The sequence below is a fragment of the Pontibacter virosus genome (assembly GCF_003096355.1).
GTDB classification, from domain to species: domain Bacteria; phylum Bacteroidota; class Bacteroidia; order Cytophagales; family Hymenobacteraceae; genus Pontibacter; species Pontibacter virosus.
On record NZ_QEKI01000011.1, the window covers coordinates 1 to 21,824 of the forward strand.

Below are 21,824 nucleotides of genomic sequence, written 5' to 3' on the forward strand. Positions count from 1 at the left end.
CTGGATAAGGGTAGGCTCTTTTTTTTCATCTTAAATTAGAAGTTAAATGTGAATCCAAAAGATAGCCCTTATCCGCTGCTTTTTAAAACCAGCTATCGAAGGTTTAGTGCAACAAGGTTTATACCTTATGCTTCGGCTGATAGCCTCGCACAATGTATACACGAGACGTTGGACCAAAATCAAACAGAATGAAGAAATTTTATGTACTCCCGTTGCTAGCGTTTATCACTATACCATCTTATGGGCAAAGTCAAATTAAGAAGTATGTTGAAAGCAACGCTATTTCAATCAACTCCATACAACCTGATTTTGCCGACTATACTGATCTGGAGCCGATAGGAAAAGCTATTGGGGACGCCAGAATAGTAATGCTTGGTGAGCAGGGGCACGGGGACGGTGCAGCGTTCCTGGCTAAAACAAGGCTTGTTAAATACCTACATGAACAGAAAGGGTTCAATGTGATAGCCTTTGAGGGTGATTTCTTCGGATTGAACGCTGGTTGGGACGAAATACGTAAGGAGCGGGAACAGATCAGTAAGTTTCTTTATGATAATGTCTACACGGTCTGGACTAGGAGCAAGCAGTGCAGCGACCTGCTATACGATTACATCCCCGGATCCTACCAAACTAACATCCCTCTAAAAGTAACAGGATTCGACATACAACTTTATCTAGACCATTCTGCTAGGCATTTAAAGATTTATATCGACACATCACTGCGGCAAACAAATATCGCGTTCGTTAAAACTAAAGCCTATCAAGATGAATTTCTTCCTGCAGTAGAGGGGCTGACCAAAGGATGGTTGGTCGGTAAAGAGACAGAGCTGAAGGTGCTAGAAGATCATGTTGCTGTGATTCTAAACCAACTGGGAGATCGTAATAACGAGTACAACTGGCTCTTGCTTAAGAACATCCAATCATTCGCAGCCGCTAATCTTGCAGCCAGAAATCACCATGAAGCCACTGAAATAAGAGACAGGCAAATGGCAGAAAATTTAGAATGGCTTGTGCGGAAGAAGTTTCCAAATGAAAAGGTGATCGTGTGGGCCGCAAACGCCCATGTTTCCAAGAATGCAACCACAGCATTCAAGTTCAAAAACTCAAGGAAAAACTGGATGGGAACTATCTTCACCAGCGACAGCCTAAACAACGCCTCCACTTATGTGCTTGGTATTGCTTCCAGAAGCGGCGTGCATCAGAACGTGCTAGAGCCTACACCTACTAAAGTTAACGCCCCACAGAAGAAGGGCCTTGAGAATTAGGTCGACAAGAGCCAACAATATGCTTTTATAGATTTCAGGAGTTTTAGAAAGGAGAATCCTTCTTATAAAGACCATTTTATGATGAAAGGGCACGGCCACAGCAGCAATTATGCTGATTGGACAAAGGTTTTCGACGGTATTTTCTTCATTAGAGAAATGTTTCCGAGTGAGAGAATAAAATAGATCTTAGTTCAACAAAACCTATAAGGTAGCTACGCCACCGCAAAGCCTAGTACGTTAATGGTGATTTTTACAGACAATAACTAAAACTTAAATATGCAAAAACAAATCACATCAATACTGAAAGTTCTTGAGCTGGCAGAGCGACTGAAATTTGAACTTAGACACAGCTATACATCAAGTGGCAGACAAGAAAGTGTTGCTGAACATACCTGGAGGATGGCATTGATGGCTGTTTTAATTGAGCCATTGTTAAAGCAAAAAGTTGACACAGCCCGACTTTTGAAAATGATAATTATACACGACTTAGTTGAGGCAGAAGCCACAGATATTTCAGCGCTGGACGTATTAAGAAACCCCGAGATCAGGCTGAATAAAGTCGAAAGAGAAAGAAAGGCAATTGAGAACCTACGGTCAGCCTTACAGGATTCAAATGGAGACGAAATTTATGAATTGTTTTATGAATTTGAGGAAAAAGAAACTTACGAATCTAAAGTCGCAAATGCCTTAGACAAATTAGAAGTCCAGCTCCAGCACAACCACGCTGACTTCTTAACCTGGGAGGAATTAGAATACGATATGTGTTATATGATGGATAAACACGTTTTATTTGACACAACGCTATTTGAATTGAAGACCCAGATTGAAAATCAGGCAACCGAAAAAATGCAATTGAATGGTATTAATACAGATGTCATAAAACAAAGAGTTTTAGGAGAGGTAAGATAAATCCACTAAAAACTTCGCACGGGCATTAGTGGGCTAATAGTTGTAAACTAACCTTTCAACAAAGTTACTCCTGTACCACCTCACTCAGCTTTTCAAACACGTTTCCCATTTTATCGAGCACGGTCTGCTGCTCACTTAGCTTAAAGTCTTGTTGCAGGTCAATGGGGTGGCGGTAGCTCAGGTATACCTGGCCCTCTTTGTCTTCCCACACTAGCAGGCGCAAAGGCAGGTCCAGGCCGGAGCGCTGGTCGGCTTGCATGAGGTTGGTGCCTACCAGGGGATTGCCGAAAATAAGCACATGCGTCGGCCGCAGCTCCAGGCCCTTGTCAGCGGCGGCTTTGGCGTGGTCCACTTCCGCTACCAGGTTAATGCCCATACCCTGTATGGCTGTTCGCAGCTTGTTCAGCGTTTCTTCCATACCATAGGCGCTGGGTTTTGTCACCAGTCTGTCAGATTGCGAAGGCTGTGCTATACCTGCACAAGCGGTGCAGAGCAACAGGAGAAAGGCAATTGCAAAGTACTTCATCTTTTTAAAATCTAAACCCGACACGGGCATCCAAAAAATCAGCTACATGGCGATGGGCCTTCAGGTTGATGCCGTAGAACATACTTCCACCGGTATGGTATTCCAGGCCCCAGCGCTGGTACACGGGGTCACGTGCTTTATAAGGCGAGTATACGTATACCCCGAGTTGCTGATTGAAACGGAAGCGGCCGATGCGCAACTCGTGGCCAACCAGCAAAGCACCGCGCTGAAAACTACGCCCGTCTGCTTCGTCCTGCAAGTGCTTCCGCAAGGTATAGTCTGCTATCCACTCGGCCCCGCCGGTCAGGGCGCTGATGCGGCCAATGGGCTGGCTCACATATGCGGCTATACCGAGCAGCGGCAACTTGCGCGAAGGCTCGTCTCGGCGGTCTTTGCCCGTGCCAAACACAGCCACCAGAATATTCCGCTCCTGCTGCTCCCGCATACCTTCTGACAGCTGTCTTTCGGGAAAAACGGCAGGTTGCAGCGCATAGTTGAGTCCCAGTGTGGCCGACGGAAAATTGATGCCCTTATTTGGCTGTCGCAAGCCACCGTTGGATATGTGTTTGTACGTGCCGCCTGCCCGCAACATCCATCGTTCGTTCAGCCGGTAGTTGCCTAATAGGTTGACCTCAAGCGGAAAGCTAATGCGGGTACTGTAAAAGAGGTTATCCGGGTTTGTGTCAGGGTGGTAGACGTTATCCATGTAAGCCAGTCCGGCCCCGAAGCGGAAGGACAGGCTGAAGCGACGGTGCGCCGAAAGAAAAGGCTCTGCATACAGGAGCAAGGTATAGGCACTGCCCAGCACATCGGGGTTATCGAAATTATAGTAAGCCAGCGCGGCACCCAGCCTGGGGTAACCTTGCATGTACTGCCAGGCGCGTTCATTGGTAAAGTGCAGGCTCACATCCGCTTCTATACCCCAGGGGTTCGAGCCGGAAACATCCCGGATGTCACGCGAGTGGGGTATAATGAAGCCTGTGTGGCCAGAGAGGCCGATATTAAGCGATGATCGGGAGGAATCGCTTTGCCAGGCGGCGCTGGCCAATGCCGGTACCCACAACACAGGCATGACCAGAGCTATGGATGCTAATAGGCTGAAATGAAAACGTCTTCCTTCATGCATCATTTTGTATCACTTAGAGTTGCCTCATGTCACGGTTAAATCATCAATGTGGCATTACGCCAGGGGCAGAGGTTCAAACGCGCCTGTATCAGGTAAAGGATGCTGTTTCATGGCTTCTCACAATTGCTCTTGTTTTATACCGGGCGCAGGCAGATTGGTTTTGGGTTTCTGTAGCCGCTCAGGTATAGCCGCAGCCATTTTTGGTGCCAAATGGTGCTTTTAAAAAACATTTGTGCAAGCTTTCCTCAAAAGGCATGACAAATTCACTTACAAAATTTATATTAGCAGTTGGGCATACTTACTGTAATTCCCGTATACCTGCGTCTGTCGGGGAGGCGTTGTTCTCCTTGCCGACACAAGGCTTCTTTTAACATCTGAAAACATGCTCATTAATAAGGTTTCTGACCAGATAAAGCGAAGCAAGTACATAAGCCGCGACCTAAGCTGGCTGCGCTTCAATTACCGTGTGCTCGACCAGGCCCGCGACACCAGCCGCAGTCTTTTTGACAGGCTTAAGTTTATGGCCATCACAGCTTCAAACCTAGATGAGTTCTTTATGATCCGGGTAGGCAGCTTGTACAATTACATCGACTACGGCAAAGAGCGTCTGGACTATTCCGGCCTGCGCGAAATGCCTTTCCGCAAAAAACTGCTCGACTACGCCCACCGCTTTGTCAACGACCAGTACCTCACATTCAATAACGAACTGGCCGAACTGTTCGAGAAGAACGGGTTTGATATACTCAAAGTAGGCGACCTGACCGAGATCGAGCAGAAGAAGGTAGACAGCTACTTCAAGAACACGATCTACCCGCTGCTCACGCCCATGGTGTTCGACAATTACCATGGTTTTCCGCTGCTCATGAACCAACTGCTCACCTTTGGCGTGGTTACCCGCACCACCGAGGAGCAGAAAGCCCAGGACCGCGTGACCTTTGTGCAGATACCGCAAAACCTGGCTCGTTTCTACGAGATCAACCGCAAAGACAAGCTTATTTTTGTGCCAATTGAGGAGATCATTCGCTGGAAGATCAAAAAGCTGTTCCGCAACGTGGAAATCGTTTCGGTCAACCTCTTCCGCATCACCCGCAACGGCGACTTTACCCTGGAGGAGTCTGACGATATTGAGGCCGACTTTGTACAGGAGATCAAGTCGAAACTGAAGACGCGCAAGAAGGGCCGTGTGGTGCGTCTGGAAATTGAGCGCAATCCGTCTCAGTTTATGATGCGGGTGCTAAAGGAGCGCTGGACCATCGACAATGCCAATGTCTTTACCATTTCGTCCATGATCGACCTGCGCGGTCTTTGGCAGATTATCAATAACCGGCAGTTCAAGGACAAAGGCTTTAAACAGCCCGCTCCCGTGATCCCGCTTAGTTTGCCTGCCGAGTCGGTGAATATGTTTGAGTACCTCAAAGAGCATGATGTGCTGCTGCACCACCCCTATAACAACATGGAGCCTGTGGTGCAACTTTTGGAGCGTGCCGCAGAGGACCCCTATGTGCTGGGCATCAAGCAGACGATCTACCGCCTGGCCGACCAGTCGCGTGTGACAGCTGCGCTTTTGAAGGCTGCTGAAAACGGCAAGCACGTGTCGGTGTTGTTTGAGGTGAAGGCGCGTTTTGATGAAGAGAAAAACCTGCGGGAAGGCGAACGCCTGGAAAAAGCAGGCTGCTTTGTGATCTACGGCATCAGCAAGTACAAGACGCACACCAAGATGCTCATGATCATCCGCAAAGAAGGGGAGAAGGTAACACGCTACGTACACATTGGCAGCGGCAACTACAACGAGCAGACGGCCCGCCTCTATACCGACATCAGCTTGCTGACCACGAATGATGTATATGCGCACGACGTGTCTGAGTTTTTCAATGTGATCACCGGTCACTCCAGACCGAACGAGTATAAGTACCTGCTTACTTCGCCAAAGGCCATGCGCTCGCAACTGATCGAGCTGATCCGGAATGAAGCGCGCAATGCGAAGAAGGGTTTAAAGAGCGGCATCGTGATCAAAATTAACTCGCTCGAGGACAAAGAAGTGATCGACGAGTTTTACAAAGCCTCGAAGGCAGGTGTGCCAATCAAACTGATCGTGCGCGGCATCTGCTGTCTGCGACCCGGTCGTGAAGACCTGAGTGAGAATATCTCGGTGAAGTCTATCGTAGGCGAATACCTGGAGCATAGCCGCATTTATTACTTTCACAATAATGGTGACTCCAAGGTATACGGCGGCAGTGCCGACATTATGGTGCGCAGCTTTGATCGCCGCGTCGAGGCACTTTTCCTGATCGTAAATGAAGAGCTAAAGAAAGAAGCGATCAACATCCTTTACTACAACCTGCTCGACAACCAGAACTCCTACATCATGCGTGAGGATGGCACCTATACCCGCAAAAAACCAGCCGCCAACGAAGAGATCGTAGACGTGCACAAACTGTTTTACAAGAAGGTTTTTGAGGATGCCGCCCAGGAAGTAGAGTTGGTATAAGTACTACCGACTAATCTGGCTGATCACAAACCGCTCCTGATGGTGCTGCTCATACAAGGCATGGATCATCCCGTCTTTGAGACCGACGGCAGGCACCAGCATGCTCTCCAGCTTCGCCCACTTCATGGCAGACAGGTAGATCTCAGCGGCAGGGAGAATGACGTCGGCGCGATCGGGGTTGAGGAGGAGCTCGGTGATGCGTTGCTCCATGGTCATGGCTGCTATACCTTGGGTTATCTCCTCGATCTGTTTGCGGAAGATCGGCTTGCCAACCGCCTTGCCTGACATATCGAAAATCTTGTTGATGTTGCCGCCGGTGCCGATGGCGCGGGTGAGGTGGTATTTCTTAGCGTTCTCTTCTATCCAGACCCGCATGCTGTTCCAAAGCTCCTGCGAGTCTACTCCGTGCATGTGGCGGATAGAGCCCTGCTCAAACGACTGCGAAGCCATCTTTTCCCGGTTCACATAGATGTTGAACTCCGTGCTGCCGCCACCCACGTCGATGTGCAGGTAGTTGCGTTCGTCCAGGAAGTTCACAATGACTTTGTTGATCAGGTCGGCCTCTGCTACTCCGTCGATTACCTGGATGCCCATGCCGATCGCCTGGTGCACGCGGTCCAGAATTTCAGGGGCATTCTCGGAGGTACGCATGGCGGAGGTGGCGCACACCATGTAATGGTCCACGTCGTGCACGTCGAGCAGTAGCTGAAAAGCGTGAAGAAGCTTGATGAATTTCTGAATTTTGTGCTCGCTGATAAAGCCGTTGCTGAACACATCTTCGCCGAATCGAATGGCGTAGCGGATGTATTCTACTCGTTTAAAGATGACGTTTCCATTCTGATTCAGAACGCTGGAGATCTGGCATCTCACGGCGTTAGAACCGATATCAATAGCAGCTAACTTCAAATAAGATCTGGTTAAGAGCGTATAACAAGCTTTTTCAAGCCAAATATAGGTATAAATGCTGTACGCAGAAAGTCCATAAGCCACCAAAATAAGACCAGCGATCAGACAATTTTATTCGCCGGACTGTACCCATCCGAGTCTGCCGTCGGGCTGGCGAACCAGATCAAACTGTCCGTTAACAGCCACCACAGGTATAGCGGCTCCCACCGGCAGACTGTCCATTTGCCCGGCATCCGGGTGCGCAGCATCCAGCAGCGGACGCTCCTGATCTAGCTTCTTGACAGTGATCGGTTTGGCTATACCTTCCACAAGTGAACTGATAATATAAGCTTCTGACTGATCGGGCAGGCGCACACGGTACCAGTTGTTAGCAGCACCCACAACCTGCAGTGGGGTGTTTTTGCTGAGAGAGGTATGCAGCCCGGCTTTGGCCGAAGGCTCTGTCCGAACATTAGCCATTTTGGACGAGACCCGCACCCAGTTGCCGATGTGGGCAGCATCCACTTTTACGGTAGGTACAGGTGCCGCGGATTGATGCACGTAAGGGTAGGGGTTGGTAGCACCGTGGCCGTAGCGGTATATGCCAAAGTGCAGGTGCGGGCCAGTTCCTCTGGCGTTGCCGGTATTGCCAACCAGCCCCAGTGTATCGCCTACGCTAACGCGCTGCCCGGCTGAAACCAATTGCTGATCCAGGTGCGCATAGTACAGGTTCTGGCCGCGGTTCGTATCCGAAAGCCAGATGACCTTGCCACCGCGAGGCGTTTCGCTTACCCGTGACACCACCCCATTTACCGAAGCGATAACGGGGGTGCCACGCGGTGCGAAAATGTCGATGCCTTCGTGACTACGGGCTCCTGCGTCGCGCGGGTCACCCCAGATGCTGGCAATGTGCCGGCTCGACTTTCCAGGTATAGGAAAAGCCAGTGTAGGCTGCGCTTGTATGGTGATGGTATAAGTGCCACCCCGCAGCAACTCAGGCTGTATTCGCAGCAGGTGGGCCATGTCTTCATCAACCACATAGGTCAGGGTGGTAGCGGCTGTATCGGCAGAGGCAATACGTATAGGTGCTGCTGTGGGGTCGGAGCTAGCCTCAAACAAATCCATAAACACCTGCATGGTCTGGCGGGCTTTCATCTCCAGGTTCACCACCAGCTTCTCGCCGCGCTTGGCCTCTACTCTGTAACCAAGCGCCCGTGGTTTGTCGGCCGGGAAATAGCCAGTTTCCTTGAAAGGTAATGTAACAGGGGTGGGCGTTTGCAAGGCCGTCTGCCCCGCCGCCAGCCAGTCCTGTCCCACGGCGGTCTCATCGAGCTTAGCAGTTTTCAAAGAAGAGACATAGGCCTCATAGGGCGTCTCTTTTTTAAAAACCCCACGCAGAGTTTCCCGGCTTCCGCAACTGGAGAGGAAGACGATGATTAGGAAGAAGTATAAGAAGGGAGAATAGCTGATCGGCTTTCTGTTCATGCTTGTTTTTATTTCCGGATTTCAGATGTGTATCCCTTTCTATACAAATATGATACCCGGTTTGATTCCTTTGGCTTGATATAGAATGATTTAAGCGCAATGTTGGACCTTTTGGCCAATTCGGAACTGTGCATGGACAGGCACGTAGAAAACAGATGTACTAATGAGAATGGATTGTGAGAACGAACGTTAGAAAGAAAAGCATAAAGGAACGGTGGCGCAACCGCCGCAGAAAAATGGGCAAGCGTCTGTTGCCGCTTTTTGCGCCGCTTATATTGTCGCCCTCCATTTCCATGGCGGCCGGCAAATATGTGTCTGTAGATAAAAAGGTGAAAGCCAATGTAACCGCACTATCGGTCATGCGTTTTGAGCAGGTCTCTTTTGACCTCTACACTCAAATGAACCTGAGCGCGACAGACCTGAGCTATGATGTGTTTAACAATGCGCTGATGGGCTACTACGGCATGTACAACGAGGGTCGTTTATCAGACAAAGGCATCCTGACCGTTGTGGATTTCACGAAGCCCTCTAACGAGAAAAGGCTTTGGGTACTCGACCTCAACAACCGTGAAGTACTTTACAACACCTACGTTGCACACGGTCGTAATTCTGGTGAGGTGACGGCACAGACATTCTCCAACGAGCACAAGTCGTTTATGAGCAGCGTGGGTTTTTATGTAACGGATGACATATACCATGGCAAACACGGAAAGTCGCTGCGACTCGATGGTTTGGACGAAGGGTACAATACCAACGCCCGCGACCGCGCTGTGGTGATGCACGGAGCCGAATACGCCACCGAAGATTTTATGAACAAATACGGCAGACTGGGCCGCAGCCTGGGTTGCCCGGCTGTGCCACTGGGTGAGCACGAAAGCATCATTGATGCCGTGACAGGTAAAACGGCTTTGTACATTCATTCGGGAGACGAGCAGTATACTTCCCATTACCTGGACAATGCCAATGCCGTAGCGGGCTACATGGCCAGCACGCAGCCTACCCCGCTTCCGCCAGCGGAGTTTTCCATTTAATGCCACAGCCTATACCTGGCTTTTGGTCAGTACTTACCGACTGACCGGCCAGCAGGGCATCGAGTGCCTGGCGCAGGTCACGTCCTGTTACAGGCACTTCGCTTTTTGGGCGTGCGTCGTCAAACTGTCCGTGGTAAGCCAGGCGCATGTTCCGGTCAAACACGTAAAACTCAGGTGTGCAGACTGCCTGGTAAGTGCGCGCCACCTGCTGGGTCTGGTCATACAGGTAGGGGAAGGAGAAGCCCAGCTCTTTGGCCACTTCGCGCATCTGCTGCGGACCGTCCTGCGGATAATTTACGGCATCGTTGGAGCTGATGCCCACAAAGCTCACACCCTTTTGCTGATAATCTTTTGCTACCTGAACCAGTTCTTCCAGGATGTGCTGCACATAGGGGCAGTGGTTGCAGAGGAACATGATCACGGTGGCTTTGTTTGAAGCGACATCCTGCAGCGAGACAAGCTGATCAGATACCGTGTCGAGCAGGGCGAAGTTGGGTGCTACAGTGCCCAGTGGTAATGCTGTGGAAACTAATGGCATAATGCTGTAGATTAAGGTGAGAGACTCTTTTCAGGCTATACCCGAAAGCTGAATCAATGTAAGATTTTCGCGGGAATAAAAAAAGAAAAACAGCAGGTACCCGGCCGCTGTCGTTTTTCTCTACTCAAATAATAAAGCCAACAAGGTTAATTTCGTTTACAACAGAATACACCTGCTTTCTCAAATCCTTAGGACTAACCAGATATTCCGCTGTTAAGAGAGAAACCGGGCAAAGAGGGTATGTGTGGGGTATAGGAATACAAGCCTCAGAACCTAATCCTTTGAACTTCTGGTGATGGCATAGTAAATGACGTAGAACCAGCTGAGTATGCCGTGCAGTATCGCCCAGAGGATGGACTGATTGCGCGACCAGGACGCCACCACAGCAATAACGGAACCCAGCCCAACGCCTTTCTCGATGACAGTTGTCTGCGTAACTTCTGTGGCATCACCGATCTGCGCCAGCATAGGAGTAATGCATACAAGAAGGAGCATGATGGTGAGGGAAAGTCTCTTCTTCATCTTTCGTGTATATTGTTAGAGCGTTTTATATTGCTCTAACAATATACATAAAAAAGATAATATTCACCTATCTGCCATATAACTCGATTTCCTGCTTCAGCCGCTGGGCCGTCGTTTTGGTGAACATGCCCGGTTGCAGGCGCCATTGCCAGTTGCCTTTAGCCGTAGAGGGCTTGTTCATAATGGCTTCCTTGCCGAGGCCCAACACATCCTGTATCGGTAGTACCACCAGTTGCGACACCGACATAAAAGCCAGTCTGGCCATCACACCGCTCACATTTTCCTTCGACAGGCGCTGGGCGCTGTAGTCACTCAGGCGCTTCTTGTCGTCGCGGCTGGCATCGTGCTCATACCAGGCCCGCACGGTGCTGTTGTCGTGGGTGCCCGTGTACACGATGGAGTTTTGTACGTGGTGGTGCGGCGCATACAAACTGTGTGGCAGGTCTTCGCCAAAAGCGAAGAGCAGCACGCGCATACCTGGCAGATCAAATTGCGCCATCAGGTCGCGCACAGGCTGGTCGATCTCGCCCAGGTCTTCGGCGATGATGGGCATGGCCGGGAATTTCCGCTTTACCTCTGTTAGCAATTTGGCACCAGGTGTATTCACCCACTTTCCATTGATAGCAGTTTCTTCACCGGCTGGCACTTCCCAGTAAGCCGAAAAAGCGCGGAAATGGTCGAGCCGCAGCAGGCCGAAAAGCTCCAGGTTGTGGGCAATGCGTTGCAGCCACCAGTCGAAATTCTGTTTTTCCAGTTCTTCCCAATCAAAGACAGGCGTGCCCCAAAGCTGACCGGTCTCGCTGAAGTAGTCGGGTGGCACACCCGACACAGCAGTCGGCATACCGGCCCGGTCGAGTTTAAAAATGTGCGGATGCGACCATACGTCCGCGCTGTCGTGGCTTACATAAAAAGGCATGTCGCCGATGAAGGTGATTTCTTTGGAGGTGCAGTAGGTTTTAAGGGCTTCCCACTGCCGGTAAAAGAGGAATTGCAGAAAAGCCTCACGCTCAATATCACTGGCCAACTCGGCCGATAGCGCTTCTATGGTGTGGTCCTGTCTTGTCTTTACTTTTTCAGGCCACTCGGTCCAGGGCATATGGTTATAGTAATGTTTAAGCGCCACAAAGCAGGTGAAGTCAGGCAACCACCCTTTGTGCGCCTCCTGAAAACGAACGAACTCGCCTTGCAGCTTGCTGGCTTTACCCTCTTTGTAGTTGTCGTAGGCCTGTTGCAGGAGCTTCACTTTATATTCCGCCACCCTCGGGTAGTTTACCTTGGCTTTGTCGAAACCACCCCCTGCCCGGATATCTTTTTTGTCTAACAGCCCATCTTCGACCAAGCGCTCCGGACTGATGAGCAACGGATTGCCAGCAAAGGCCGAGTGGCTACTGTAAGGCGAATTGCCAGAGCCAATTTCGGTCGGGTTGAGGGGCAGAATCTGCCAATAGCGCTGGCCCGCCTCAGCCAGAAGGTCTGCGAACTTATAAGCTTCAGAGCCCAGATCGCCGATGCCGTAGGCCGATGGGAGGGAGGTGATGTGGAGCAGTATGCCACTGCTTCGCTTGGGTATGATCATAGGTTCGTAGAAGTTAAGAGTGCTACAGGAAAAGACTTAAATATTTCTGCCAGTGTTATAGCCTGCTTCGCCTGTAGCTGCTGTCCGCCAAACAACTGCTGCCATACCTGTGGTGATCCGGCCGGAAGCTCCACCGCAGTGTCGTCCCATACCTGCTCACCCAGTGGCAGTTCTTTTTCGGAGATAATGTCGGTGAGCAGGCGCGGCACTACCACGATGCACCAGTTGTCTTCGTAGCGACGTGCAAAAGCCATGGCACGTTTGCTGTGCTTGCCTTTTAGCCGCAACGGGATGTAGTCGCCCTGGTCAAAAAGTGGTTTTTGATCTTTACGGAGGTGTAGTACCTGGTGCAACAGGTATAGCTTCACGCGCGCATCGGTGGGGGATGATAGCAGTTGCTCCAGCCAATCTTCAGATTGTTCACTGGTCTTTATTCCTTGTAGGAACTGCTGCCGTTGCTCGTAGTCCACAGGGCGGCGGTTGTCGGGGTCTACCAGGCTGAAGTCCCAGAGTTCGCAACCCTGGTAGACATCGGGTACGCCCGGGCAGGTAGTTTTGAGAAGCGTCTGGCAAAGTGAGTAGATCCAGCCGAAGTGGGCCGCTTTCCGGAAAAACGGACGGAAAGAAGACATGAATGCCTCGTCTTCCAGCAGCAGTTTTTTCACCAGGTCTTTGGTTGCTGTTTCATAGGCCTCGTTCGGCTCCGACCAATTGGTGTTGACCTTGGCCTCCCGGAAAGCTTTTACCAGGTATTCCTGCACCCGCTCTACCAAGGTGTCATCCACCTTGCCATCAATTGGCATCACGCCCAGCAGAGTCTGCAGAATGAAGTAGAGGTCGTTCGCTGTCGGGCCCTTTTCCTTACTGTGCTGCTGCGCCAGTTGCATCCAGTCTTTCGCCTTTTTTTCCCATTCTTCCGGCAACTCGCTCAGTACCTGCAGGCGCGTGCGGGAGCCTTCGCCGCGTTTGGTGTCGTGCGTAGCCGTGGCATTGATGGAGTGCGGATAGGTCTGCATGCGGTATTCCATGCGCTCGTGAAAATCACGGCGGTCGAGGTTGAATACATCCGGACTGTTGCCCACTTCGTTGAGCGCCAGCAGGCGGTTGTAATTATAAAAGGTGGTGTCTTCCACGCCTTTGGCCGCCAACGGCCCTGTAAACTGCTGGCTGCGCATTACGAAGTAAAGCTTTTCCCGTCTCTTCTCTTCGCTGTCCTGATCGCCAGACTCAAACAAGGTACGCAGGTGCTCCAACTCAGCTCTCACTTCGGGAGCTTTTTCGTGTGCAATGGCGAAGGCCTTCTCCACCACTTCCATGGCTTCTGGTGACAACGGAAAGGCATGGCCGTAGATGCGGTATACCGGGAAAGAAGCCAGCAGGGTAGCCAGCGTATGATGCCAGTTTTTATCGTCAGCAGGTATAAGCGCACACTCGCGCAGCAGTCGCAACAGATTCTGCAGTTCGCCCTGCATGTAGTTTTCAAGTATCAGCAGCTTCTTCTCGTACACCAGTCCCTCGTAGTCAAGGGGCGCTTCGGGCACAAGGCGGCGGTATACCTGTGTCAGTTTGCGTTCGCCTTCGGCATCGGTATAGAGGTTGCTCACCCAAGCCAGAAAATCGTAGCCGCTGTTGCCCTGTATAGGCCAGTAGTCGGGCATGTTTTCTTCGCCCTCCAGGATTTTCTCCACCACCAGGTATACCTGCTCGCCAGCCAGTTCGCGAAGCTGCGTCAGGTACTTGTCCGGGTCAAAGAGTCCGTCGACGTGATCAACCCGCAGGCCCTGCACCAGTTGCCGCATGCAGAGCTCTTTGATGAATTGGTGATAATGGCTGAACACCTCCTCGCGTTCCATGGCCGTGCAGATCAGATCATTGACGGTGAAAAAACGCCGGTAGTTGATCTGCTTTTCCGTTTCCTGCCAGTGGTTCAAAATGTAGTACTGCTGCTGCTGCAGTTCCCGCAAGGCTGACTCGTCATCGTTTATACCTTGCAGCACATTGGCTATACCTAGTTTTATATCCGGCTGGTCCTGTGCAGTTTGGTGGAGTGCCTTTTTCGCCTGCTCCCAGTCATTTGGCTCCAGTGTGTCATGCGCCATCAGCTGCTCCAGCTTTTGCACCTGTTCTGCCAGTTGCGCTTTGACATCACTTGGAGTGAGGTTTCCAGCAACGCGTTGCAGCAGGAAAGTATAGCTGTCGATGCTGATCGGGTATACATTGTCGAAGTAATTTAGCCGAAAGCCATGTTCATCAAATGTGACCTTGAGCTGCCCTTGTTTGATGACTTCATCCAAAGGCTCTCCGAGAAAAGGCACCATCAGCTGACCTTTAAAATCAGGATGGCTGAAGTTGACGTCGAAGAAGGTGTAGTAGCGCGATTTCTGGCCTTTCTCCAGCACGTCCATCAACCAGGCATTGTTCGGATGGAAGGCCATGTGATTCGGCACAATATCCTGCAGCCAGCCCATGCCATACGCTTTCAATTCTTCGGCTATTTCCTGCAGCTCTTCCATGTTGCCCACTTCGGGGTTGATCTGGTGCGGGTCTGTCACATCATAGCCGTGCTCACTGCCGGGACGGGCCGTGAAAAAAGGTGCGGCATAGATCGTGCTGATGCCCAGATCCCGCAGGTAGGGAAGTATGTTTTTCAGATCTCGTAGCGTAAACTTTGGCGAGAGCTGTACTCTGTATGTGGAAGAAGGTATGTATACCATGTTGTTTTCTTTTTAGCTGTTTAGGCAGAGGTTGTCTTAGTGGCATCCCGGCATCGTTGCACGAATTAGCATGAGCAAAATGTCTGTCACTGACTCAAATTCACAAAGTCTATTGCCCTTTGTCAAAACTATGAGTTAGAGAATCTAAGATCATAGCTTCAGGTTTAGACTCTCATACAAGTCTTTGAACTGCCGGCACCAGGCCTCGGTTTTCTCATTTTTCTCATCCTGTTTTTTGCAGTTGGTCTCGTAAGTACTCTGCCGTATTCTGAAGGCAATGTTCTGCGACTGCCAGTACTCAGGTTGTAGCTTGGAGCCGTTGAGCACGGTGAGCAGCTCGGTCAGGTATAGCATGTGCTCCGTATCATCGGGGTTTTCCTCCAGGTAGTGCATCGCTTCTTCTACGTGGATGGTGGCTGCATAATTCACGGCGTCTTCGTCCAGTTTTACGCCCATGCGCTCTACCTCCTTTAGCAATTTGAGCACCGTGTCCACATCCACCCGCTCGGCCATCAGGGCTTCGAGCAGACGGCCTGTCACGATGTAATCGACTGTGATTTGCAAGGGGCGCGGCAAGCTCATGTCCACGCTTTTGATGGCAGCCATGAGCGGGTAATTGTTGTCGTATACCTGCTGAAAGTCGTGCTCCAGCGCCCGCATGGTTTGCTCCAGCACCTGGTCCAGTATCTTCTTCTGGTCGTCGCGGAACAGGTGCCAGAAAGAGTAATTGTGCGACTCGAAGTGTTTGTCGAGCAGCATGATCACTTCGGTGATGTTGCCTTTGTCGAAAGCGGTGCTGAGTTCGTGGTGCAGGGTGGCGAAGGCGTCGGCGCTCACGTATTTGCGCACGCCCCCGAACAGCTGGTGATCACCGATGTGCAGCACGCCAAACGAAACGTCCACTTCCTCCCAGGTAATGGTCGAGCGGATATAGGCCTTGCCAATGGCCAGTCGCTGTCGTCCCGCTTCCAGCATTTCATAATACTCTGAGCTTGCCTTATAGCTGTAGAGTGGCAACTCATCCGGGGAGTCGGTAAAGAGTGACGACACAGCATAGTGGGCGCCCACCCGCAACAGGTCCAACTGGGTAGGCTGCACGATTTTGTAGTAGGCTTTGGAGGCGTCGCCATACTCTTTGTTGTTGCTCTTGGCCCGCTTCAGAAACTCCACAAACGTCGTTTCATAGTCTTCGCCGCTCAAGTCTTTGGCCAGTTGCAGGGCACGGGTCGCATACAAAATGTCCTGCATGGTTTCGATACCGGTCACCTCGTCAAAAAACCAACCGCAACTGGTATACATCAGCATGGCGTGATACTGCATTTCGAGCAGTTTGAGAAACTTGATCTGTTCGCCTTTGCTCAGGTCCCGGTCGGTATGAGTGTCAATGAATTCCCTGACCTGATTTTCATCCCGGTTCATGATCACCTGGATGTAGTTGTTGCGCGTCTGCCAGGGATCAGCGCTTAGCTTACGCATTTCCTGTTCGTAGAGCGGCTCCACCTGGTCACGTACCCAGTCAAAGGCTTCGCGCACCGGTGCCCGCCAGGCCTGGTTCCACTCGTCGTGGCCACCGGTGTGGCAGCCGCAGTCGCTGCGCCAGCGCTCCACGCCATGCATGCAGCTCCAGGAAGTGTTTTCGATGATCTCGGCCTCGTACTTAGGCGGGTATAGCTCCAGGTACTCCCCGTATATCGTGATCTTGGCCAGCTCTTCCTGCTCAATGTGGTGCAGGGCATAGGAGAGGGCCATTTCGCCGAAGCGATGGTGGTGGCCGTAGGTTTCGCCGTCGGTGGCGATGTGCATGAGCTGCGGGTCTTTGCTGTGCTCGTCGAAGGTAGTGGTGAGGCGATGTGCGAATTTCTCACCACTCTCCAGCAAACCTTCAAAGGCAATAGCCTGCGACACGGGTGCGTCGTAAAAGAACAACGAGATGGTGCGGCCCGAGGGCAGTGTACAGCGATAAGGCCGTTTCGGGTCAATCTTGGCGCCCGTCGCATCGTGCCATTCCTTTTCATCGATCCTGCGGTAGCGCCTGGCCTGATAGGGTGATAGGATCGTGAACTTGACGCCATGCTCGGCCAGCACTTCCAGCGTAGCGGTGTTGGCAGCCGTCTCCCCCAGCCACATGCCTTCGGGGTCTCGACCGAAGCGCTTCCGGAAATCATAAATGCCCCATATCACCTGCGTGTGCTGGTCGCGCTCGTTGGCCAGCGGCATGATCATGTGGTTGTATACCTGCCCCAGGGCGGCCCCGTGCCCCGAGAAGCGCTTCTGGCTTTCTTTGTCGGCATCGAGTATGGACTGGTAAATGTCGGGTGCTTTTTTCTCCATCCACTCCAGTAAGGTCGGCCCGAAGTTGAAGCTCATGCGGGCGTAGTTGTTCATAATGTCCACGATCTGCCCCTTTCCGTTTTGGATGCGGGAGGCGGAGTTGCGGGCATAGCATTCGGCGGTGATGCGCTCGTTCCAGTCGTGGTAAGGGTGCGCCGACTCCTGCAGCTCTACTTCGTTGAGCCATGGGTTCTCGCGGGGCGGCTGGTAAAAGTGACCGTGAATGCAGATGTACTTGTTCATATTTTAATGGGACAAAGGGTCATTAGACAAAGAACATGAAACGGGCAGGTATAGACCCTGAAGGCTCAGCCAAAAACAAGGACTCTACCAGGTGATGCTCGTGTCTCTTTTATAGGATGATATTGCTTTGGTATACGGTAACAGAAGCGGCCGGCAGTTCTACTTCCTGACCTGCGCTCAACTCCTGCGGCAACGCTATACCTGCCCCGCCATACCTGTTCTCATCTGAATGCAGCACCAGTTTCCATGCAGCACCCACCTCTTTCACTACTTTAATTTTTTGAGGTTGGTTACTTATGTTAAATAAGGCATAGAGATACGGACTCTCACCGGAGTGGATCAAATGCAACACCTGGGTATGGCTGTCCGCTGCAACATGCAGGCGGGCCTTGTCAGGTCTTGTCAGGGCAGGGGCTGACTTGCGGAGCCGGATAAGCGCCTTGTAGAAGTCACGCAGCTGGCGGTGTTTTTCACTGTGCTCGTACGTACGCTGCAGTTTCGATTGGTTAAACGTCTCCTCTGACTGCGGATCCGGTGCCTCACCCTGCCAGGCAAAAGCCGAGAATTCTTCTTTGCGTCCATTTCGCACGGCCTCTACCAGGTCTTTGTCAGAGTGGCTCACAAAGTACAGGAACGGATTTTCCTCACCATATTCTTCGCCCATGAACAGCATGGGTGTAAAAGGGGAGAGCAGCACCAAGCCGGCCGCCACTTTGAGCATGTCGTAAGAAACCAGTTGCGGCAATCGCTCGCCGAGCATGCGGTTGCCCACCTGGTCGTGGTTTTGGGAGCAGACCACAAACTGACGGGCGGGGTTGGCGGTGGCGTCGCTACCGAAGGTGCGCTTGCGGTGCTCGGAGTAAAGGCCGTCGTACACAAAGCCATGTTGCAGTGCTTTTTGCAGTTGCTCCAGTTTGCCAAAGTCGCTGTAGTAGCCGGAGTCCTCGCTCGTAAGCAGCGCGTGTACGGCATGATGGAAATCGTCGCTCCACTGCGCTGCCAGTCCAAAGCCGCCTTTCTCCACCGGATTGATGATGCGTACATCGTTCAGGTCGCTTTCTGCAATCAGGATGAAGGGGCGGCCCAACTGCTGCTCCAGGTGCTCCACCTGCTCCTGCAACTCCAGCAAAAAGTGCTTGGCGCCTGTGTCGAGGATGGCGTGCACGGCATCGAGGCGCAAAGCATCGATGTGGTAATCGCGCAACCATAGCAGGGCGTTCTGGATGAAAAAGTTGCGCACATGGTCGCTGTGGGCATCATCAAAATTGAGTGCCTTGCCCCAGGGCGTATTATACTTATTAGTGAAGTAAGGACCGAAGTCATTGAGGTAATTGCCTTCCGGACCCAGGTGGTTGTACACCACATCCAGCACCACGGCTATACCTGCAGCATGGCAGGCGTCCACCAGTTTTTTCAGTCCCTCAGGACCACCGTACGAATTCTGCACCGCCGAAGGGTATACGCCATCATAGCCCCAGTTACGACTGCCAGCAAAAGCAGCTACCGGCATCAGTTCGATGGCCGTTATACCTAAATCCACCAACTCCGGAAGTTTCTCGATGATACCCTGAAAAGTGCCCTCCTCGGAAAAGGTGCCCACGTGCAGTTCGTAGATGATGTACTGCTCCAGCGGCAGCGGTTTCCAATGTTTGTCGGTCCAGTTAAAGTCAGCGTGACTAACCACGGCTGAGGGTTCATGCACCCCATCGGGTTGAAAATGAGAGGCGGGGTCGGGCCGTTCCATGTCTTCGTCAAGCCGCAAGGTATAGCGGGCTCCCGGACCCGTTTCTTCGCTTAGGGCGGTCCAGTAATGGAAGGCTTCCTGCTGCAGTGGTATTATCTTATCGTTATCTTTTAACACCACGTCCACCTGCGTGGCGGTCGGTGCCCAAACCGTGAACAAGGTGCCTTTGCCAGGGGTATAATGTGCTCCTATTTCTCGTGTTATGCTCATTTTCAATGTTTTTACGCCTGATTCTTAACTCGCTTATACGCGAATAGGTTGTTCTTTTTTAGCCAATCTGATCTTTTCTGATTCTAAAGTTTACCTGCAACCCACTTAACACAAGGCGTAGGCAGCGCAGCTGGTTCTACATCGAAACCTATTGCGCGCGCATGCAGTACCTATTAGCTATTCTTCATCAAATCAGGAAAAAAAGCATACATGGAAGCATTGGAAGGAACCAAAAGGGTTGTCATCGAGAACGTGAAGCCGCAGGTAAACTGTGGGCAGTATCCAATCAAACGCGTAGTGGGAGAGGAGGTCGAAGTGACGGCAGATGTGTTTGGAGATGGCCATGATGAAGTAAAAGCCGTGCTGCTCTACCGCCATTCCAGAAAGAAAAAATGGAGTGAAGTACCGATGCGGTTTCTGGGAAACGACCATTGGCAAGTGACCTTCACCCCCGATAGCATGGGTACGTTTGAGTACACCCTGCAGGGCTGGATCGATCATTTTTATACCTGGCAAAAGGGGCTCAAAAAGAAATTCGAAGCGAATCAGGACATTACCGTGGAGTTGCAGATCGGCGCGCAACTACTAGAGGAATCTTCCGCTACCGCCAAGCCCGGCCAGCAGAAGCGACTGCGCAAGTGGGCCGAACAGCTCAACAGGCCGGGCTCCGTTGCCGACGCCGTAGCACTGGCCACGAGCCAGGAAGTATCGGACCTGATGCATGCCTGCTGCTACCGCCAAAACGTAACAACTTACCAGAAAATACTGACAGTAGAAGTCGAACGCCAGAAAGCGCTTTTCAGCACCTGGTACGAGTTCTTTCCACGATCAGCCGCGCAGGAAGCGGGCCGCCACGGCACCTTCCAGGATTGCGAGAGACTGCTGCCCCGTATCGCCGAAATGGGCTTCGACACGATCTACCTGCCGCCCATCCATCCGATTGGCTACGCATTCCGAAAAGGCAAGAACAACTCAGTCACTTCACAACCAGGAGAGCCGGGCTCTCCCTGGGCCATCGGTGCTGAGAGTGGAGGACATAAAAGTATTCTGCCGGAATTGGGTACCTTAGACGAATTCCGCCATTTTGTACAGACCGCCCGCGAACATGGCATTGAAGTCGCGCTGGACTTTGCGATCCAGTGCTCGCCGGACCACCCCTATGTGAAAGAGCATCCAGCTTGGTTTAAATGGCGGCCTGACGGTACCGTACAATATGCCGAAAACCCACCCAAGAAATACCAGGATGTGTTGCCTGTCAACTTCGAAACAGAAGACTGGCAGAACCTGTGGCTAGAACTCAAGAGCATCGTCACACACTGGATCGAGCAGGGCGTTTATATCTTCCGGGTCGACAACCCGCACACCAAGCCTTTTGCATTCTGGGAATGGATGATCCGGGAAGTACGCCAGCAATATCCTCAGGTGATCTTCCTGGCTGAGGCCTTTACCCGTCCGCGTGTGATGGAGCGCCTGGGCAAGATTGGCTTCACGCAGTCCTATACCTACTTCACGTGGCGCAACACGGCCGCCGAGATAAAAGAGTACATGCGTGAACTCACTCAGACCGAGATGCGCGACTTTTACCGCCCTAACTTCTGGCCTAACACGCCCGATATTCTGCCGCATGAATTGCAGTCTGGCGGCGAACCGGCCCATATCGCCCGCGTGGTGATGGCGGCAACACTTTCGTCGAATTACGGCCTATACGGGCCCGTGTACGAGTTCGGCATCAACACACCGGTGCAGGGCAAGGAAGAATACTGGGACTCGGAGAAGTACGAAGTCATGCATTGGGATTGGGGGAAGCTCACCAAAATCCGGGAGGTCATCACCAAAATAAACAAGATACGCCAGGTGAATCCGGCGCTGCAAACTACCTGGAACATCGCCTTCGGCGACACCGACAATCCGCAATTGCTGTGCTACGCCAAGTGGGACAGCGAACGGCGAAACAAAATGCTGATGGTTGTGAACCTGGATCCGCACAATACGCAGGCCGGATGGGTGCAGGTGCCGCTGCAGGCCCTGCACATGGACAGCACCCAGCAGTACATGGTGCACGACCTGATGACCGAACACAAGTATACCTGGAACAGCGAATGGAATTACGTGGAGCTTCGTCCGCACGAAATGCCCGTTCACGTATTCCGCATCGAAATCGCAAACCCGGGCATGGGCCACGACAGTCTGGACGACAACTGGCTACCCGATGACCATGGTAAACACGAATAAAA

Annotated in this window: 15 protein-coding genes; 5 read left to right on the forward strand and 10 right to left on the reverse strand. The window is 51.8% G+C overall.

The window, feature by feature from the left end:
* Positions 1 to 188: 188 nt before the first annotated feature.
* Both C8E01_RS14995 and C8E01_RS15000 read left to right on the forward strand, forming a co-directional pair.
* Entirely contained in the window at positions 189 to 1,262 is a 1,074-nt protein-coding gene (locus tag C8E01_RS14995; RefSeq protein ID WP_165820663.1) for an erythromycin esterase family protein, read from the forward strand.
* Between the two features lie 276 nt (positions 1,263 to 1,538).
* Positions 1,539 to 2,171, forward strand: coding sequence for an HD domain-containing protein (locus tag C8E01_RS15000; protein ID WP_116544278.1), 633 nt, complete (start codon positions 1,539 to 1,541; stop codon positions 2,169 to 2,171).
* 64 nt (positions 2,172 to 2,235) lie between these two features.
* On the opposite strand, the gene C8E01_RS15005 is transcribed toward C8E01_RS15000, so the two are convergent.
* Together C8E01_RS15005 and C8E01_RS15010 are read right to left on the reverse strand one after the other, a co-directional pair.
* Positions 2,236 to 2,697 carry a DUF302 domain-containing protein gene (locus tag C8E01_RS15005; RefSeq protein WP_116544279.1) on the reverse strand — a complete coding sequence of 154 codons (462 nt, stop codon included), beginning with the start codon at positions 2,695 to 2,697 and terminating at the stop codon, positions 2,236 to 2,238.
* A 4-nt stretch (positions 2,698 to 2,701) separates the two neighbouring features.
* Entirely contained in the window at positions 2,702 to 3,769 is a 1,068-nt protein-coding gene (locus tag C8E01_RS15010; RefSeq protein ID WP_243409600.1) for an acyloxyacyl hydrolase, read from the reverse strand.
* Between the two features lie 436 nt (positions 3,770 to 4,205).
* Between C8E01_RS15010 and ppk1 the strand changes: the two genes are divergently transcribed.
* Positions 4,206 to 6,311, forward strand: a complete 2,106-nt coding sequence (ppk1, locus tag C8E01_RS15015; RefSeq protein WP_116544280.1) for a polyphosphate kinase 1 — start codon at positions 4,206 to 4,208, stop codon at positions 6,309 to 6,311.
* A 3-nt stretch (positions 6,312 to 6,314) separates the two neighbouring features.
* Here ppk1 and C8E01_RS15020 read toward each other — a convergent pair whose 3' ends face one another.
* Positions 6,315 to 7,217 carry a Ppx/GppA phosphatase family protein gene (locus tag C8E01_RS15020; protein WP_116544281.1) on the reverse strand — a complete coding sequence of 301 codons (903 nt, stop codon included), beginning with the start codon at positions 7,215 to 7,217 and terminating at the stop codon, positions 6,315 to 6,317.
* A gap of 111 nt (positions 7,218 to 7,328) precedes the next feature.
* Entirely contained in the window at positions 7,329 to 8,681 is a 1,353-nt protein-coding gene (locus C8E01_RS15025; protein WP_243409602.1) for a peptidoglycan DD-metalloendopeptidase family protein, read from the reverse strand.
* A gap of 176 nt (positions 8,682 to 8,857) precedes the next feature.
* Between C8E01_RS15025 and C8E01_RS15030 the strand changes: the two genes are divergently transcribed.
* Positions 8,858 to 9,712, forward strand: a complete 855-nt coding sequence (locus tag C8E01_RS15030; RefSeq protein ID WP_243409603.1) for a murein L,D-transpeptidase catalytic domain family protein — start codon at positions 8,858 to 8,860, stop codon at positions 9,710 to 9,712.
* On the opposite strand, the gene C8E01_RS15035 is transcribed toward C8E01_RS15030, so the two are convergent.
* The 6 genes from C8E01_RS15035 to treZ all read right to left on the reverse strand — a co-directional run bounded on the left by C8E01_RS15035 (position 9,678) and on the right by treZ (position 19,590).
* Entirely contained in the window at positions 9,678 to 10,250 is a 573-nt protein-coding gene (locus tag C8E01_RS15035; RefSeq protein ID WP_116544282.1) for a thioredoxin family protein, read from the reverse strand. The genes C8E01_RS15030 and C8E01_RS15035 overlap by 35 nt on opposite strands.
* Positions 10,251 to 10,523: 273 nt before the next feature.
* Positions 10,524 to 10,772, reverse strand: coding sequence for a hypothetical protein (locus C8E01_RS15040; RefSeq protein WP_116544283.1), 249 nt, complete (start codon positions 10,770 to 10,772; stop codon positions 10,524 to 10,526).
* A 67-nt stretch (positions 10,773 to 10,839) separates the two neighbouring features.
* Complete coding sequence (malQ, locus tag C8E01_RS15045) at positions 10,840 to 12,348, reverse strand: 4-alpha-glucanotransferase (protein WP_116544284.1); 1,509 nt, start codon at positions 12,346 to 12,348, stop codon at positions 10,840 to 10,842.
* On the reverse strand, positions 12,345 to 15,062 hold the full coding sequence (treY, locus tag C8E01_RS15050; RefSeq protein ID WP_116544285.1) for a malto-oligosyltrehalose synthase: 2,718 nt from the start codon (positions 15,060 to 15,062) through the stop codon (positions 12,345 to 12,347). Before treY ends, malQ begins: the two co-directional genes overlap by 4 nt.
* Before the next feature lie 150 nt (positions 15,063 to 15,212).
* Complete coding sequence (locus C8E01_RS15055; RefSeq protein WP_116544286.1) at positions 15,213 to 17,636, reverse strand: DUF3536 domain-containing protein; 2,424 nt, start codon at positions 17,634 to 17,636, stop codon at positions 15,213 to 15,215.
* Positions 17,637 to 17,745: 109 nt separating this feature from the next.
* Positions 17,746 to 19,590: a malto-oligosyltrehalose trehalohydrolase gene (gene treZ / locus C8E01_RS15060; RefSeq protein ID WP_116544287.1), complete on the reverse strand. Its 1,845-nt coding sequence runs from the start codon at positions 19,588 to 19,590 to the stop codon at positions 17,746 to 17,748.
* Positions 19,591 to 19,800: 210 nt separating this feature from the next.
* Between treZ and C8E01_RS15065 the strand changes: the two genes are divergently transcribed.
* Positions 19,801 to 21,822 (forward strand): alpha-1,4-glucan--maltose-1-phosphate maltosyltransferase, encoded by a 2,022-nt coding sequence (locus tag C8E01_RS15065; protein ID WP_116544288.1) that lies wholly within the window; start codon positions 19,801 to 19,803, stop codon positions 21,820 to 21,822.
* Positions 21,823 to 21,824 lie beyond the last annotated feature (2 nt).